Source organism: Ignavibacteria bacterium (genome assembly GCA_013177855.1).
Lineage (GTDB): Bacteria > Bacteroidota > Ignavibacteria > Ch128b > Ch128b > Ch128b.
On record JABLYA010000002.1, the window covers coordinates 1 to 14,803 of the forward strand.

10 protein-coding genes are annotated in these 14,803 nt (G+C 32.3%); 5 read left to right on the forward strand and 5 right to left on the reverse strand.

Translation table 11 applies throughout. From position 1 onward, the window contains the following. Window positions 1-1,385 precede the first annotated feature (1,385 nt). The 4 genes from HPY57_11125 (at window position 1,386) to HPY57_11140 (ending at window position 6,784) form a co-directional block, all read left to right on the forward strand. Window positions 1,386-2,216, forward strand: coding sequence for a DUF3078 domain-containing protein (locus HPY57_11125; GenBank protein NPV12329.1), 831 nt, complete (start codon window positions 1,386-1,388; stop codon window positions 2,214-2,216). An 8-nt stretch (window positions 2,217-2,224) separates the two neighbouring features. After that, window positions 2,225-3,313: a M48 family metallopeptidase gene (locus tag HPY57_11130; protein NPV12330.1), complete on the forward strand. Its 1,089-nt coding sequence runs from the start codon at window positions 2,225-2,227 to the stop codon at window positions 3,311-3,313. Window positions 3,314-3,395: 82 nt separating this feature from the next. After that, window positions 3,396-6,077: a S9 family peptidase gene (locus HPY57_11135; protein ID NPV12331.1), complete on the forward strand. Its 2,682-nt coding sequence runs from the start codon at window positions 3,396-3,398 to the stop codon at window positions 6,075-6,077. Window positions 6,078-6,181: 104 nt separating this feature from the next. Continuing rightward, entirely contained in the window at window positions 6,182-6,784 is a 603-nt protein-coding gene (locus tag HPY57_11140; GenBank protein NPV12332.1) for a winged helix-turn-helix transcriptional regulator, read from the forward strand. Window positions 6,785-6,821: 37 nt separating this feature from the next. On the opposite strand, the gene priA is transcribed toward HPY57_11140, so the two are convergent. The 5 genes from priA to HPY57_11165 all read right to left on the reverse strand — a co-directional run bounded on the left by priA (window position 6,822) and on the right by HPY57_11165 (window position 13,592). Continuing rightward, complete coding sequence (priA, locus tag HPY57_11145) at window positions 6,822-9,353, reverse strand: primosomal protein N' (protein ID NPV12333.1); 2,532 nt, start codon at window positions 9,351-9,353, stop codon at window positions 6,822-6,824. 14 nt (window positions 9,354-9,367) lie between these two features. Continuing rightward, a complete protein-coding gene (locus HPY57_11150; protein ID NPV12334.1) occupies window positions 9,368-10,225 on the reverse strand; it encodes an NAD(P)-dependent oxidoreductase in 858 nt (285 codons plus the stop codon). A 2-nt stretch (window positions 10,226-10,227) separates the two neighbouring features. Beyond that, window positions 10,228-10,689, reverse strand: a complete 462-nt coding sequence (locus tag HPY57_11155; GenBank protein NPV12335.1) for a hypothetical protein — start codon at window positions 10,687-10,689, stop codon at window positions 10,228-10,230. Window positions 10,690-11,026: 337 nt separating this feature from the next. Continuing rightward, window positions 11,027-13,357, reverse strand: a complete 2,331-nt coding sequence (locus tag HPY57_11160; protein ID NPV12336.1) for a heavy metal translocating P-type ATPase — start codon at window positions 13,355-13,357, stop codon at window positions 11,027-11,029. Then, window positions 13,347-13,592, reverse strand: coding sequence for a hypothetical protein (locus tag HPY57_11165; protein ID NPV12337.1), 246 nt, complete (start codon window positions 13,590-13,592; stop codon window positions 13,347-13,349). The genes HPY57_11160 and HPY57_11165 overlap by 11 nt, the downstream gene beginning before the upstream one ends. A gap of 53 nt (window positions 13,593-13,645) precedes the next feature. Between HPY57_11165 and HPY57_11170 the strand changes: the two genes are divergently transcribed. Continuing rightward, on the forward strand, window positions 13,646-14,800 hold the full coding sequence (locus HPY57_11170; GenBank protein NPV12338.1) for an MFS transporter: 1,155 nt from the start codon (window positions 13,646-13,648) through the stop codon (window positions 14,798-14,800). Window positions 14,801-14,803 lie beyond the last annotated feature (3 nt).

Genomic DNA, 14,803 nt, shown 5'->3' on the forward strand with positions numbered 1-14,803 from the left:
CTACAGACATTTTAAAAGAAATCGCATAACTGTAACCTGGTTGATGCACTAAATAATTATTTATGAAAATGTGAAGGTGCAGAGCAACGACCTATTTGTAGTGAAGAATGTACTTTGGATAAAAATTTAAGTCGCATAGCGACAACCTCTTTGTAGAAAAAATGATGAACGACATCAAAAAAAGTCGCGTAGCAACGACCTCTTTGTAGGAAAAATGTTGAACAGCCAAAAATAAAGTCGCGTAGCGACGACCTATTTGTAGAACGAATTAAGTGCCGAATAAAAAATCAAATCCAGAATGAATGAAATTATTATAGAAAAAACAATTACACATAAAACAAAAATGAATATAAAAACCCCGAAGGGGTTTAATGTGAATAACCCCCAATCACATTGGGGGTAAATGAGAACAAAAAACAAAGAACCCTGAAGGGGTTCAATTACAAGAGAATTTGTTTTAATTGATCTAAAAAATTCCATTTCCGATAAGACATTAAAAAAATTTTGAAATTCACATTCAACCCCTTCAGGGTTGGAAACATCTTTTGACATTATTTCCCCGAGTGCAACTCGGGGCTAATCATATTCAACTCCTTCGGAGTTGAGAAAATTCTTCCAAAAAAACTTGATTTAATTTCCGCGAATTAAAAATAAAATCCAGAATGGATGAAATTATTATAGAAAAAAACAAGCGTCCACAAAAAAACAAAATCCCAAAGGGATGAAATTATTATAGATAAAAATTGCACGTCCCGCCAAAGAACAAAATCCTGAAGGGATGACATTATCTGAAAACAAACGAACGATTGTAATTTTTGATTAATCTATTTTTATCATTAATCCCCCAATATCACTCCTTAGGATTTTTACTTAATCTTATTTAATTTTTTTGTTATAAAAATTTCACCACTTCCTGGTTATGGGTTGCTAATCTTTTAATTGAATTGAATTGAATTATTAATGAATTACTCGAAAAGAAAAAATCAATCCAACATAAAATCAAAATTCTAGAGGAACTTCCAACTTTTTATCATATCTCTATTACAATTAATATTTGGTTTTAAAATCACGATAAATTCAAAAAAATTCTTCCCCCACATTAAATTCATTAAACCCTGGAAAATAACTTTTTGAATTTTTGATTATTTTCATCACACTTTATCCAATGAACTGAACGAAATCATTTTGTTAATTCAGCACTAAAGACCATAATTTTTTTAATTGATACATTCTATAACGATTCAGAATTTGCATAAAACAAACTCCCATTATTAAAAGCAGTTTGAATTCCATATACTAATTTCAAATCATTCATAATTCGTAAATAATCACTTCCTTTGATTTAATTAATTTTGTAAAAGTTTTTTCAACAATAGAGGTGATCAATGAAAAAATTCTTTTTATTTTTTTTAATAACAGGATTTTGCTTTGCACAGGACACATCAAAAGTCATCATTACGACAAAAGCCAATGCAGGAATCAATATCAGTCAGATTGCATTTACCAATTGGGCACAAGGTGGTGAAAATTCTTTTACCTGGACACTGCTCGGTAATCTGATCGTTTCAACTAAATCGGAAAAATGGACAACTAAAAACACATTCAAATTTGCATTCGGAAGAACTAAACTCGGAACACAAGATTTTAGAACAAACGACAACGAATTCTTCATCGAAACTGTGATTTCAAAAAATATCGGCTGGGCTGTCGATCCATTTATCAGTAATTCAATCAGAAGTCCAATCACAACAGGTTATTCATATAAAACAAAAACTCCAGAACGAATTGCAGATTTCTTTGATCCAGGTTATGTTACTCAAACTTTAGGCTTCACTTACGATAAAGTAAAGGGAATCAAAACCCGATTAGGAATTGCTCTTCAGGAAGTTTTTACGAATCGTCAAAGAAAATTTTCTGATAATCCAGCAACAAAGGATAAGGTAGAGGCTTTCAAACTGGAAACAGGAATTGAGAGTGTAACTTCAAGTGAATTTAAATTGATGGAAAATATTAATTACAAAGGTTCACTTCGCCTCTTTTCAAGATTTGAAAATATGAAGTATTGGGATGTTCGTTGGGATAATCTAATCGTCGCGAAAGTAAATGATTATATAAATGTTAATCTTAACGTTCTTGTAGTTTACGAGAGAAAACAAACTCTCAGAACACAAGTTAAAGAAGCTATTCAACTCGGATTAATTTACAATTTACTCTGAGTAGATAAATGGATAAATCAAAAGTTTATAATAAAATTAAAATTACAATTGAAATCATAAGTTTAATACTAAATTTACTTCTAATCATTGTTTTGATATTTACACCGCTTTCAAAATTTCTCGAAACAAAAATTTATGAGTACACCTCAAACGATTACATTGCGTTCATTCTTTTTTCACTGAGCATTGGAATATTAAACTCTATCTACTCAATTCCTTTAAGTTTCTATTCAGGTTATATTATTGAACACAAATTCAAATTATCAAATCAGCGATTCTGGGATTGGGTTATAGAAAAACTAAAATCCACTGCTGTTTCGTTTTTAATTTCTTTGCCTCTTATTCTTCTTTTTTACTATCTATTAAAAAATTACGAACTCTGGTGGTTGTTTATCGCAATCGCTGTATTTTTCTTTTCAATTTTACTTGCCCGAATTGCTCCGACTTTAATCTTTCCAATCTTTTACAAATTCAATCCGCTAAATGATGAAAACCTAAAAAACAAATTGACCGAACTTTGCAAAAAATTCGGAATTAACTTCGAAGGTATTTATACATTTAACCTGAGCAAAACAACAAAAAAAGCTAATGCGGGTTTTACAGGAATTTTTAAATCCAAAAGAATTATACTGAGCGATACTTTAATTGAAAATTTCACAGACGATGAAATTCTAACAGTATTTGCTCATGAACTGGGTCATTATAAAAAGAGACATATCATAAAAAATGTTTTAATTGGCTTTATAGTTACAACAATTACTTTTTATTTAGTTAATCAACTTTACATTTCCTTAATCTTCGGGTTGGGTTTCAAATCTGTTGATCAGATATCAGCACTGCCCATTCTTTTCTTGATTATGAGTATCTTTTCTTTAATAATGATGCCCGTAACAAATTCCGTATCGAGAAAATTTGAGTATGAAGCTGATGAGTTCGCTGTAAAATCAACAGGTGATAAAAATTCATTTATCTCATCTCTTCAAAAACTTTCCAGAATAAACTTAGCTGATGAAAATCCAAACCCAATAATAGAATTCATTTTCTACAGCCATCCTTCCATTCAAAAAAGAATTAAACGAATAAAACAAATTTCTTGAAAAACTTTCGTATTCCTTTTTCGTATCAAGGTCAGTAATTATTAAATTGCAACAAATAAAAAACAAAAGTGGAGTCATTCAGATGAAGAGAATTTTAACTCTAATTATTTTAGTATTAGTTATGTTAAATAATTCATATTCACAGCAGCCACCGATAATAGATCGAGAACTTTTCTTTGGCGATCCTGAAATATCAGGTGCCCAACTTTCTCCCGATGGGAAATATCTCACCTTTCTGAAACAGTATAATAAAATCAGAAATATTTGGATTAAAAAAGTTGATGAACCTTTCGAAAACGCAAGACCAATAACTGCTGACACCAAAAGAGCGGTTACAAATTATTTCTGGTCGGAAGATTCAAAATTTATTTTGTATGTTCAGGATAAAGATGGTGATGAGAATTTCCGCATTTATGCAGTAAATCCATTTGAACCTGGTGATCCTGTCCCGCCTGCCAAAAATTTAACTCCCTACGAAAATGTTCGAGCAATGATAATTGATGTACCTAAGAAGACACCCAAAGAAATTATTGTTGCATTAAACGATCGAGACCCATCTCTACACGATGTTTATAGACTAAATATCCTAACAGGAGAACGAAAACTTCTCTATGAAAACAAAGAAAACATCGCAGGCTGGGAAACTGATCTGGATGGAAATTTAAGACTGGCAATTCGTCAAACTGAAGATGGCGGAACAGAAATTCTAAAACTTGAAAATGGAAAACTCATTAAAATTTATGAAGTAAATTTCGAAGAGACTGCCTACCCTGTCCGTTTTTCAAAGGATGGAAAATCATTTTACTTAGCCACAAACAAAGGTTCGAAAAGAGATAAAATCCAGCTTGAACTTTTTGATTTGAAGACAGGCAAAACAAAGTTAATTGATAAAGACCCGCTTGATGAAGTTGATTTTGCCGGTGCGCTCTTCTCTGACATAACTAATGAACTTTTGATGACTTACTATGTTGGCGAGAAAGTCCGTTATTATCCAAAAGAAAAGAAATTCAAAAAAGATTTTGAAACATTATTAACTCAAGTCCCTGATGGCAATATTGGTTTTATGTCAATCACAAACGATGAAAATTTGTGGTTAGTTTCTGTTTCAAGTGATATTGATCCTGGATCAGTTTATTTATTTGATAGAAGAACAGGTAAAGCACAATTTGTTTATAAGTCAAGACCAAATCTTCCAAGTGAATGGCTCTCTGAAATGAAGCCAGTTAAATACACAGCAAGAGATGGAATGACAATTTATGGTTATTTAACTATTCCAAAAGGACTTGAACCAAAGAACTTACCAGTAGTAATGTTAATTCATGGTGGTCCATGGGCAAGAGACAACTGGGGTTACAACCCAATTGCTCAATTTTTAGCGAATAGAGGTTATGCTGTATTTCAACCCAACTTTAGAGGCTCAACTGGTTACGGCAAAAAATACTTAAATGCCGGAAATAAACAATGGGGTCGTGGTTCGATGCAGCACGATATTACCGACGCCGTGAATTTTTTAATTAAAGAAGGAATTGCTGATCCGAAGCGAGTTGCAATTGCTGGTGGTTCTTACGGAGGATATGCAACTCTCGCAGGACTTGCATTCACACCAGATTTGTATGCATGCGGTTTTGATATTGTTGGACCATCAAACATCATTACACTTTTGAATTCAATTCCGCCATATTGGAAACCCGTACAAAAAACTTTCGCAATCCGAGTTGGTGCTAAAGATAATCCTGAAGAACGAAAGATGTTAGAAGAACAATCACCGCTTAATTATGCAACTGAAATTAAAGCTCCATTATATGTCGTTCAAGGTGCAAATGACCCGAGAGTTAAAAAGGCAGAGTCTGATCAGATTGTTGCAGCATTGAGAGACCTGGGAAGAGATGTTGAGTATATGCTCGCTCCTGACGAAGGACACGGTTACTTAAACGAACTAAATCGACTTGCTATGTTCACTGCAATGGAAAAATTCTTTGCCAAACATTTAAAGGGAAGAGTGCAGGAAGATGTTCGAGAAGAAATTCAGAAAAAACTTGACGAACTAATAGTTGATATTTCAAAAGTTGAAGCACCCAAGAAAGTTGATTTTGATAAGTCAGAAATTTCAAAACTTGAATTCAATCCTGATAAAATGTTTATCGGAGAATTAAATTATCAATCTGATTTTGAATTGATGGGACAGAAATATCATCTGGAAATTAACAGGAAAATTGAAAAAGCAATTTTTGAAGGGAAAGATGTAATTAGAATTATTGAACAGACTGAAGGAATTATGAGCGCCTACGATACTCTTGATCTCGATGCAAAAACATTATTCCCAATAAGAAGATACCTTGTTCAGGGACAGGGCTCTATTTCATTGAAATTTGAAAAAGACAAAGTGACAGGCTTGATAAAATTCGGTCCTCAAGAAATGCCGATTAATGCAAATGTTGAGAAACCTGTTCTATCTGGAGGTGCTGGAACTGAGCTTGCGATTTCAACTCTGCCTTTGAGCGTTGGTTATAAAACTGAATTGCAACAATTTGATTTTATGTCAGGTCAAGCTGAAAAGTATCTATTGGAAGTTGCAGATAAAGAAAAAGTAAAAATTGGCGAAAAAGAATTTGAAGCTTATAAAGTAAACTTGATATCTCAGAGTGATAACGAGATTAAACAATCTCTCTGGTATGATGTAAAAGATCAAACGCTTGTCAAAGTTCAAACAAAATTACCTCCACAGGCTGGTGGTGGTTATTTAATTTATGAACTGACGGATTAAAAATTTGATTTTTAGATGCAGCAAAACGGTGACTGAATTTTGGTCACCGTTTTTTATTTTAAATTAGTTATAACCAATTATCTACAACAATTCAATGATAAAAAATGAACTCAATCTTTAATCCCGAAAATCAAAACAAAACTATTGATGGAAAAATTGTTGCCGCATTGGAGAGAATTTCTGAATCTTTCCGAGTTCTATTATGGGAAAAAGCGAAGATTGTAAAACTAAGTCCAATTCAAATTCAAATTTTAATTTTCATAAAATATCACAAGCCTGAGTTTTGTACTGTAAATTATCTCGCTGAAGAATTTAATATGTCTCCTCCAACAATCAGTGATGCCGTTAAGATACTAATCCAAAAAAATTTGATTAAAAAGATTACGAATTCAACTGACAAAAGAATTAGTCATTTATACTTAACCCGCAAAGGTGAAAAAGTTTTTTCAGAAGCAGCATCATTTGTTCAACCTTTGCTTAAAACAGTCACAAAATTAAATTCGGCTGAGAAAGAAACCTTATTGTCATCTCTTTTACAAATAATAAATGAATTAAACTCTCAGGAAATTGTAATCACACAAAGGATGTGCTTTACCTGTGTTTATCTAAAGAAAGAGGATGGAGAATTTTATTGTAATCTTCTTGAGATGAAATTAAAACTAAAAGATTTAAGGATAGACTGCCCGGAACATCAAGCCATCAGTTGAGCAAAATTATATTTAACTACCACTAGCTCCGCAGTAATCAAATAGTAGAGACAGGATCAATATCAACAATTAATCGGACATTAGAAATTTTTTTTACTTTCAGATGAAATTCATTTAAAGCTTTTTTTAGCACACTGTGAAGATAAGCGCCATTTGGATCATAAGCTCGATTACTCTTAATAATTATATGCCAGCGATATCTTCCAGAAATTTTGGAAATATAAGCAGGAGCTGGTCCAAGTACCTGAATGATTTTTTTATCATAATTCAAAAATTTGTGAAATTCAGTGGCTGCTCTTTTCACCTGATTGATATTTGGACTCTTAAATTCAATTAAAGCTAATTTATAAAACGGCGGATATTTTGCCTGTTCTCGTTCGATAATTTCTCTTTGATAAAAACCGTAATAATCATTTTGCTGCACATACTGAAGAGTGTAACTCTCTGGCCTGTATGTTTGAATTGCAACTTCACCTTGCAATTGACTTCTGCCGGCGCGACCCGCCACTTGAGATAAAAGTTGAAAAGTTTTTTCCGACGAACGAAAGTCAGGAATTAGCATCGTCGATTCCGCTGAAATTACGCCGACAAAAGTTACATCAGGGAAATCAAGTCCTTTAGCGACCATCTGTGTACCGAGCAGAATATTATACTTACCCTCTCCGAAGTCATTTAATATTCGACTGAAAGAATATTTTTTCTGAGTTGTATCCAAATCCATTCGGGCGATTTTTGAACCTGGAATAATTTGTTCAAGCTCATCTTCTACACGTTGAGTGCCGATACCTTTATATTTAATTTCAAGACTTCCACAAACAGGACAAGCTGATAATTCTTTCTTTGAATAATTGCAGTAATGACAAACATATTCCTTTTTCACAAGATGATAGGTTAAAGTCACTGAACAATTTTTACACAACTCAGTGTATCCGCAATCTGGACAAATTACATAAGTTGCAAATCCTCTTCTGTTCTGGAGAATAATAACCTTTTCATTTTTCGCCAGCGTCCACTTGATTTTATCTATCATTGTTTGAGAAAAAGATCCAACCATTCGGTTTTCTTCTTTCTCTTTCCTTAAATCAATTAAATTAATCACTGGCATTAATGCATTATCAATTCTCTTTTTAAGTTCGATTAGTTTATACTTCCCGCTCAAAGCATTAAAATAAGACTCAAGTGATGGAGTAGCAGAACCTAAAACCACGACTGCGTTCTCGACTTTACCTCGCATTATTGCCGTATCTCTGCCATGATAATATGGTGAACTTTCTGACTGTTTGTAAGATGAATCATGTTCCTCGTCTACGATAATTAATCCAATATTCTTAAGCGGAGCAAAAACTGCGGAACGTGGTCCGAGAACAATTTTATATTCTTGCTTAATTACCGAACGCCATTCATCAAATCTTTCCCCTGGTGAAAGTCTGCTGTGAAGTACTCCAACCAGATTTCCAAATCTATTTTTAATTCTTCGTATGATTTGCGGTGTCAGTGCAATTTCAGGTACAAGATAGAGAGCTGTTTTTCCCAATTGAATTATTTTATCAATCAATTCAAGATAAATCTGAGTCTTGCCGCTTGCTGTAACGCCATGAATAAGGAAAATTTCAAATTTATTTTCATCGATTGATTTCGAAATTATGTCAATTGCTTTGGTTTGATCTTCAGTCAATTTGAAATCTCTTTTCTCTTCCTGATACAACTCAACATATTCTCTCTTAACTTCGACTTCAGAGATTTTCACAAATTTCTTTTTTGCAAGAGCTTTGATCACTTGAGCACTTGCCTTTGTTTTTTCAATTAACTCAGCTTGACGCATCTTTTTATCCTTTGAAGCAAAAAGCGTAACCAGAACATTAACTTGTTTAATAGATCTTTTTTCAAGTTTGCTTACAAGCTCAGAAAATTCTTCAATGCTTAAATCACCTAATTCAACTACTTTTTCTTTTTTTACTTTAACAATTGGTTTTCGCTTTTCAAGAAAAATTGAGGCAAGACCTTTTTTCTCAAGTTTACTGAGGTAATAATTTATGTTTGATTGAATTCCTTCTTTCTTCAATTTCTTCTTAAGCTCAGAAAAAGAATGTTCTTCTTTTTCAGAAAGCAATCTGAGTAGTTTGAGATAATTGGTACGTTTTGGATCTGTGTTTTTAATCTCTTCGAAAATATAATTTGGATCAACAACAATGACTTTTTTTGATTCAATATCTGTCCCTGCTGGTACAGCTGCTTCCAGTACTTCACCCAGTGAGGCAAAGTAATAATCTGCCACCCATCGTGCAAAATTCAAAAACTTTTCATCGAAAAAAGGAATTGGATCTAAGATGTCTTCAATCTCTTTTAATTCTTTAAATGAAATTTTTTCCAGTTCTTTTTGATACTCTTTTTCATCAATTACATTAACAATAAATCCTGTTAAAATTCTTTTGCCTATGGGAGCAACAGCTCTAACACCAACTTGAGCAAGATCGATTAGTTCATCTGGAACTGAATAGTAAAATGTCCTCTCTGTTGGTATAGCAAAAACAAGTTCGACTAATTTTTTCGGAGATCGAGATTCTTTCATTATTTGAAATTGATTTATTTCACAATTGCTTTGTATACTGATGAGTAATCTTGCTCAGCATAACCTGATTTAACTGTTTCTTCAAGAACAGAATTCAAAGCATTTATTACTTTCGTATTCAAATTAAGTTGAGAAGCATATTGTTCAATTAATCTTCCATCTTTCAACATATGTTTTGCTGGGAAATTGGCTTTAGAGAAATCTTCTTGCATTATCATTGGTAATTTACTGTCAAATGTCGGTGCGTAAAGTGCGCTCTTTCTCAATATTTCCATAAATATTTCAGGATTTATGTTTGTTTTCTTCACAATACCAAAACTTAATGAAAAAGCCGGGATAAGCGATGCAATTAAATTATTGAAGGCGAGCTTAATTGCGGCTGCTTTTCCAATTTCACCAATATGATAAACATCTTTACTGAAAGCAGAAAAAATTCCTCTGTGTTTTTCAAATTGTTCTTTTGTTGAACCGACTAAAACAATCAAATTTTCACTTAAAATTTGTGGAACGCTTCCAAGGACTGGAGCTTCAAAGTACTCAGCTCCTTTTTCTTCGAAAATTTTCTGGAATGTTTTGCTTTCTTCTGGCAAGATTGTTCCCATTTGAATAATAAGTTTACCGCCTACTTTATTTAAAACATCATCATTTATTAAAACCGAATTAATTGCATTGGCATCGGCTAACATTAAGATTATCACATTTGAGTTTTCTAAGGCTTCAAGAGGAGTTTCTGCAATTTTAATTACCAATGATTTTAGTTTTTCTAACTTTTCTTTTGTGCGATTGAAAACAATAACATCATTTTTATGTTCGAATAATTTTTGAGCAATGGCTCCACCCATTAAGCCAGCACCAATTACTGAAATTTTCATATTTAATCTCCTTTCCTTTTAATAAACTTATCATGAACAAGTTTATAATAAATGAAAAGTTCTTCCTCTGCTTCGGGAGAACTTAGTTTAAATTCATTTACGATTGTGTCTTTTCTTGTTCGAGCAAAATTTAGATTTTTATCGATATAAATTTCAAATTTCGGATGAACTATTTCCAGCACATCTACAAAAAGTGTATCATTTGCGATATGACAGATAAAGTTAGTTGTTGCATAACTTTCAAGCATTATAGAATTGGCTATTAGATTTAATCTATCATTTTCAAGTGTAAAATTACCTTTTAATGGACTTGTATCGCCAGGTATTCCAAATTCAAAAATTTTTCCTTTTGTGAATTTAAAGTATGGTCCTTCATTGCTTGCATAAATTCCATCAATTTTTTTGCTTTCACAACCTGTAAAAGATAAAATGAAGAAAGCAATCAGAAGTGATAAGTTCTTCATGAAAATTCCTGTGCTTAATTGATAATTTTCTCTGCAAATTTACGAAGATGGAGTTTAGTTGATTGAAGGAAATTTTTGGATATAGAAAGGAAAATCAATTTAAGAGGAAAAACTTATGACTTAGATTTAATGAAAACAAAAAGGTCTATAAGGAGAGAATTTCGCGCCTTAATTAGTAAAAGTCTTGCCTCAATGAGCTTATAAATCAGTTAGCGTCTATGTGAATTTGGATAATTTGATGCAAACAAAACAATTAAAACGGAATAAATGTGGTTCAAGTTATGCGATGAATTATTAAAATCACTTTGAATAAAAAATCTTCTTTCAACTAAGATTTTCAAATTTCAGTTTTCAACAACCTCAAGCTGTTAAAAATTACTATCAAAGAAGTGCCCATATCAGCAAAAATGGCTCCCCACATTGAGGCATATCCTAAAAATGCAAGAATAACAAAAGCAAATTTGATTGAGATCGAGAGTGAAATGTTTTCTTTTATTGTTTTTACTGTCTTTCTGCTCAATCTGAATAGTTTTGGAAGTTTTGCGATATCATCTCCAATTAAAGTTATATCAGAGCTTTCAATAGTTGCATCTACTCCAATTTTCCCCATAGCTATTCCAATTGATGCTTTTTTCAAAGCCGGTGCATCATTTAATCCATCTCCAATCATTGCAATCATTGGATAATTTTTTCTCAAGTCATCAATTAATTCTACTTTATCAGAAGGTTTCAACTCGGCAAAATATTTTTCGATGCCAACTTCTGAAGCAACTTTTTCAACAATGCTTTTATTATCACCACTGAGAATGAAAAATTCTTTCACTCCTTCTTTTCGCAAAGATTCTACTGTTTTCTTTATGCTCTCACGCAATGAATCAATTAAACAAATCAATCCAATTGGTGTATCCTCTTCAATTAATACTATAACTGTATAACCAGTCTCTTCCAAATTATTCACAATCTGTTTTTGATCATCTTTTAATAATTTCTGAAATAACTTTGGTTGACCAATTTTATATTTTCTATTTTTATAAATTCCCGAGACTGCACCTACCTCAACTTTAAAATCTTCAATAACCTCAGCTTCAAAATTTTTCTCTTTTGCATAATTGACAATTGCATCTGCTATCGAGTGTTCAGATCTAATCTCAAGGTTATAAGCAATCTGGATTAAATCGTCTTCACTTATATCTTTCAGAGGAATAATTTTCTCAATCTTCAAATTTCCTTCAGTTAAAGTTCCAGTTTTGTCGAATGCGACAGCATCTACACGATGTAAATTTTCGAGAAAAATTCCACCTTTGAATAATGCGCCAAATTTAGCTGCCCTTGCTAAAGAAGAAAGTATTGCAACGGGTGTTGAAATTACAAGAGCGCAAGGACATGATATGACCAACAAAATTAATCCTTTGTAAATTGAAGAGTACAATTCCTGTTGATCAATAAAATAAGAATATAAAGAAATTACGAAGGCAAGAAAGACAACCACTGGAGTGTAATATTTCGCAAAGACATCAACAACTCGTTGAAGTTCCGATTTTGAATTTGTTGTTGCCTCTTCGAGTAAAGCAAGAATTTTTGAGAAGTGAGAATCTTTATAAGTTGAAGTTGCTTCAATTATCAGTGTGCCTTTCTGGTTTATTGTTCCTGCATAGCAGTGGTCACCTCTAACTTTTGCGATTAATTTCGATTCTCCTGTAATTGGCGATTGATTTATCACTGATGAGCCATCAATAACAATTCCATCGACTGGAATTTTTTCACCAGGTTTAATTAAAATTAAATCGCCTATTCTAACTTCAGTTGTAGGAATTGCAATAAAATCATTCCCTCGTTTGACCGTTGAATACTCAGGAATTAAAGCGATCAGTTTATTAATTGAGCTTTTGGCTTTGTCAATTGAAAAACTTTCAAGTTGAAGAGAAACTGCATAAAGCAACATTACAACCGCTGCTTCCGCATATTTACCGATTATTAATGCACCAAATACAGCAAGCGACATCAAAACATTTATATCTATAATTAATTTCTTCGCAGATAAAAACGCCTTATGAAAGATTTTGTATCCGCCGCTCAAAACTGAGATTGCAAATAATGCGATAGTTATTGATGCTGGTAATTCTAAATATTCTGAAATCATTCCAGCAATTACAAACAAACTCGAAAGAGCGATAAAAAATATCTGGTAAGTTTTTTTCTTTTGATGAGCTGATTTCAAATGAAGTTTATTATGATAAATCTCTGCATTAAATCCAATTGATCGAAGTGCCTGAATAATTTTACCTTCCGCGATTCGATGAACAACAATTAATCGCTGATTAACCAGATCAAACTTTATATCATCAATTCCATCTATAACTTTCAAAGCTTCTCGGACCACTCGCTCTTCATTTGCACAATCCATTCCTTCAACATAAAAAATCGAAGTTTGTCTGCTGCCCTCTTTATGAATTTGCAACCCAAGTTGGGATAGAGTTTTTTCTACATCCTCGATTGAAGTTTGATAAGATTTAATTTTAACCGAAATCTTTGAACTTTCAATATCAATATTTGCCGATATAATTCCATCGAGTTTTGAAAGTTCTTTTTGAACTTCGGTTGCACAAACGGGGCAATCAACTCCGCCAACTTGAAAGGATTTTTCAACTTCTTGCTTATCAATTCTCATTTAAATTTTCACCACTATCTTTTTTCTTAAAAAGATGGTCGAAATCGCTTTTACTTTTTTTCTTCACATATTTCGAATAAATCTCTTTCAATTTTTGAAATGATAGTCGATCTAAATCTTCATCATCTTTTGTTCTCTTTTCATACATTTCAAAGTTGTAAAGATCTTCACGGGACATTTTGTTTTTGTAATATTTCAATTCTTCAATCATTCTTTTTTGTTCTGTAATTTGCATAATAATTTTTCACCTTTTGTTATTTAAAGTTAATAAATTTATAAGAAAAAATTATGAACGAAATTAATTCACAAAAAGAAAAGAAAACTGTTCGAATTTTTTCAATTGCATCTTTTCTAAACGACCTTGGATCTGACATAATTTATCCCATCTGGCCCACCTTTCTAACAGAATATTTAAAAGCAAATATGACAATTGTTGGTTTAATTGATGGATTAGGTGATGCAATTGTTTCAATTTCGCAAGCCCTTTCTGGTTATCTCTCTGATAAATTTAGAAAAAGAAAGATTTTCATCTGGCTTGGATATTTATTCGGTGCAATTTCAAGAATTGGCTATGCTCTTTCGACAAGTTATCATCCAGTTTTATTTTTTAGAATTTTAGATCGCTCAGGAAAAATTCGAAGTGCCCCAAGAGATGCTCTCATTGCCGATGTTTCAAGCGATCAAACACGTGGAAAAAATTTTGGAATTCTTCGAAGTATGGATAATCTTGGTGCAGTCGTTGGAATTATACTCTGTATGATTTTATTCCCAATTTTAGGTTATAAGTATCTTTTTTTACTTGCTGCAATTCCATCTTTAATTGGAGTAATTATAATTTTAACCTTTCTTAAAGAAGAAAAATTTCAGACAAAAGTTTTCAAAGGATATTCACTTAAAAATCTTGATAAAAATTTAAAAATCTTATTCTGGATAAGTGCAATTTTTTCACTGGGCAATTTTAGTTATTCTTTTTTGCTTGTCTTTGCAAATAAAAACGGTTTCCCAATTTATTCGCTTCCCATACTATATTTGATTTTTACTTTTTTTGCATCAATGTTTTCATTTTATTTTGGAAAACTTTCAGATAAAATCGGTAGAAAAAAAGTATTGATGTCTGCATTTATTCTCTGGATAATTTCCATTATAATTCTGATTTCATTTCCATTTGTTGCTGGATTTATTCTGAGTTTTGTTTTTTATGGACTTCACAAAGCAGCATTTGAACCTGTTCATAAAACACTGATATCTGAATTATCACCTGTCGAATACAGAGCGAGTATACTCGGTGGATTTCAAATGATAATTGGACTTTTTGCATTTCCTGCATCTTTTTTAGCTGGAATTCTCTGGGATAGAGTGAATATCTTCGCCCCATTTTATTTCTCAATTGTATTAACTTTGCTTTCGATTGCTTTGCTTTTAAGGTTAAAGGAAAACAGATAGGAG

Coding starts and splice junctions, on each gene's coding strand:
- HPY57_11125 (NPV12329.1), top strand. CDS start 1,386: ATGAAAAAATTCTTTTTATTTTTTTTAATAACAGGATTTTGCTTTGCA.
- HPY57_11130 (NPV12330.1), top strand. CDS start 2,225: ATGGATAAATCAAAAGTTTATAATAAAATTAAAATTACAATTGAAATC.
- HPY57_11135 (NPV12331.1), top strand. CDS start 3,396: ATGAAGAGAATTTTAACTCTAATTATTTTAGTATTAGTTATGTTAAAT.
- HPY57_11140 (NPV12332.1), top strand. CDS start 6,182: ATGAACTCAATCTTTAATCCCGAAAATCAAAACAAAACTATTGATGGA.
- priA (NPV12333.1), bottom strand. CDS start 9,353: ATGAAAGAATCTCGATCTCCGAAAAAATTAGTCGAACTTGTTTTTGCT.
- HPY57_11150 (NPV12334.1), bottom strand. CDS start 10,225: ATGAAAATTTCAGTAATTGGTGCTGGCTTAATGGGTGGAGCCATTGCT.
- HPY57_11155 (NPV12335.1), bottom strand. CDS start 10,689: ATGAAGAACTTATCACTTCTGATTGCTTTCTTCATTTTATCTTTTACA.
- HPY57_11160 (NPV12336.1), bottom strand. CDS start 13,357: ATGAGAATTGATAAGCAAGAAGTTGAAAAATCCTTTCAAGTTGGCGGA.
- HPY57_11165 (NPV12337.1), bottom strand. CDS start 13,592: ATGCAAATTACAGAACAAAAAAGAATGATTGAAGAATTGAAATATTAC.
- HPY57_11170 (NPV12338.1), top strand. CDS start 13,646: ATGAACGAAATTAATTCACAAAAAGAAAAGAAAACTGTTCGAATTTTT.